Source organism: Companilactobacillus kimchii DSM 13961 = JCM 10707 (assembly GCF_001435445.1).
Lineage (GTDB): Bacteria > Bacillota > Bacilli > Lactobacillales > Lactobacillaceae > Companilactobacillus > Companilactobacillus kimchii.
The window spans coordinates 1-1,383 of sequence record NZ_AZDH01000026.1; the positions used below are offsets into that span (position 1 = coordinate 1).

Genomic DNA, 1,383 nt, shown 5'->3' on the forward strand with positions numbered 1-1,383 from the left:
CGTCGAAAGTAGTTGGTGGGAAACTACCCGCGAGGATAGATAGTTGCTACGCTGTTTCATGATGGAGGATTAGCTCAGCTGGGAGAGCATCTGCCTTACAAGCAGGAGGTCACAGGTTCGATCCCTGTATCCTCCATTCATCATGAGCCGTTAGCTCAGTTGGTAGAGCATCTGACTTTTAATCAGAGGGTCGACAGTTCGAACCTGTCACGGCTCATTTGCAACATATATACACACCATGCGGGTGTGGCGGAATTGGCAGACGCGCTAGATTTAGGTTCTAGTGTCCAGTGGACATGAAGGTTCAAGTCCTTTCACCCGTATTCAATATTGTTGTTGCAATATTGGGAAACATTTAGTATTATATGAAAGTAACGTTTTATGCCGACTTAGCTCAGCTGGCAGAGCATCTGTCTTGTAAACAGGGGGTCGGAGGTTCGAATCCTCTAGTCGGCATAATGCGGAAGTAGTTCAGTGGTAGAACATCACCTTGCCATGGTGGGGGTCGCGGGTTCGAATCCCGTCTTCCGCTTTCATTATAGTAACGCCGGGGTGGCGGAACTGGCAGACGCACAGGACTTAAAATCCTGCGGTAAGTGATTACCGTACCGGTTCGATTCCGGTCCTCGGCACTATAATGAATATGCACCTATAGCGCAATTGGATAGAGTGTCTGACTACGAATCAGAAGGTTGTAGGTTCGACTCCTACTAGGTGCATTTGTTTTTCTCGGGAAGTGGCTCAGCTTGGTAGAGCACCTGGTTTGGGACCAGGGGGTCGCAGGTTCGAATCCTGTCTTCCCGATTACAACGAAAGTTGTTTTCTGTACGGCATTAAGTTTTATGGCGGTGTAGCTCAGCTGGCTAGAGCGTCCGGTTCATACCCGGGAGGTCGGGGGTTCGATCCCCTTCGCCGCTATTTTTCCGGACCTTTAGCTCAGTTGGTTAGAGCAGGCGGCTCATAACCGCTCGGTCGTAGGTTCGAGTCCTACAGGGTCCATCTTTAAGGACCCCATTAATGCTGTTATTGTTATCGCGGGATGGAGCAGTCTGGTAGCTCGTCGGGCTCATAACCCGAAGGTCGTAGGTTCAAATCCTGCTCCCGCAATTAGTTTCAAAATATTTGGTTCGTTGGTCTAGTTGGTTAGGACGCCTGCCTGTCACGCAGGAGATCGCGAGTTCGATTCTCGCACGGACCGTTAATAGATTTTGTCTATTAATAATTAAAGTGTCGTAGGTAATATGCGGGTGTAGTTTAGTGGTAAAACCACAGCCTTCCAAGCTGTTGTCGCGAGTTCGATTCTCGTCACCCGCTTTGCCACTGTTTTGGGCCTATAGCTCAGCTGGTTTAGAGCGCACGCCTGATAAGCGTGAGGTCGATGGT

At 49.5% G+C, this 1,383-nt stretch carries 13 tRNA genes; all 13 read left to right on the forward strand.

The annotated features are described in order from the left end of the window. Positions 1 to 63 precede the first annotated feature (63 nt). The 13 genes from FC97_RS10800 to FC97_RS10860 all read left to right on the forward strand — a co-directional run bounded on the left by FC97_RS10800 (position 64) and on the right by FC97_RS10860 (position 1,314). A tRNA-Val gene (locus FC97_RS10800) sits at positions 64 to 136 on the forward strand. Positions 137 to 144: 8 nt separating this feature from the next. After that, positions 145 to 217: transfer RNA gene (locus FC97_RS10805), tRNA-Lys, on the forward strand. A gap of 23 nt (positions 218 to 240) precedes the next feature. Continuing rightward, positions 241 to 323 (forward strand) — tRNA-Leu (locus FC97_RS10810). A 60-nt stretch (positions 324 to 383) separates the two neighbouring features. After that, positions 384 to 456, forward strand: a tRNA-Thr gene (locus FC97_RS10815). A gap of 4 nt (positions 457 to 460) precedes the next feature. Beyond that, positions 461 to 532, forward strand: a tRNA-Gly gene (locus FC97_RS10820). 14 nt (positions 533 to 546) lie between these two features. Further along, positions 547 to 632: transfer RNA gene (locus tag FC97_RS10825), tRNA-Leu, on the forward strand. Positions 633 to 645: 13 nt separating this feature from the next. After that, a tRNA-Arg gene (locus FC97_RS10830) sits at positions 646 to 719 on the forward strand. Positions 720 to 730: 11 nt separating this feature from the next. After that, positions 731 to 804 (forward strand) — tRNA-Pro (locus FC97_RS10835). Between the two features lie 40 nt (positions 805 to 844). Beyond that, positions 845 to 918, forward strand: a tRNA-Met gene (locus tag FC97_RS10840). A 7-nt stretch (positions 919 to 925) separates the two neighbouring features. Next, positions 926 to 999, forward strand: a tRNA-Ile gene (locus tag FC97_RS10845). Positions 1,000 to 1,033: 34 nt separating this feature from the next. Next, a tRNA-Met gene (locus FC97_RS10850) sits at positions 1,034 to 1,107 on the forward strand. 17 nt (positions 1,108 to 1,124) lie between these two features. Beyond that, a tRNA-Asp gene (locus FC97_RS10855) sits at positions 1,125 to 1,198 on the forward strand. A 45-nt stretch (positions 1,199 to 1,243) separates the two neighbouring features. Further along, positions 1,244 to 1,314, forward strand: a tRNA-Gly gene (locus tag FC97_RS10860). Positions 1,315 to 1,383 lie beyond the last annotated feature (69 nt).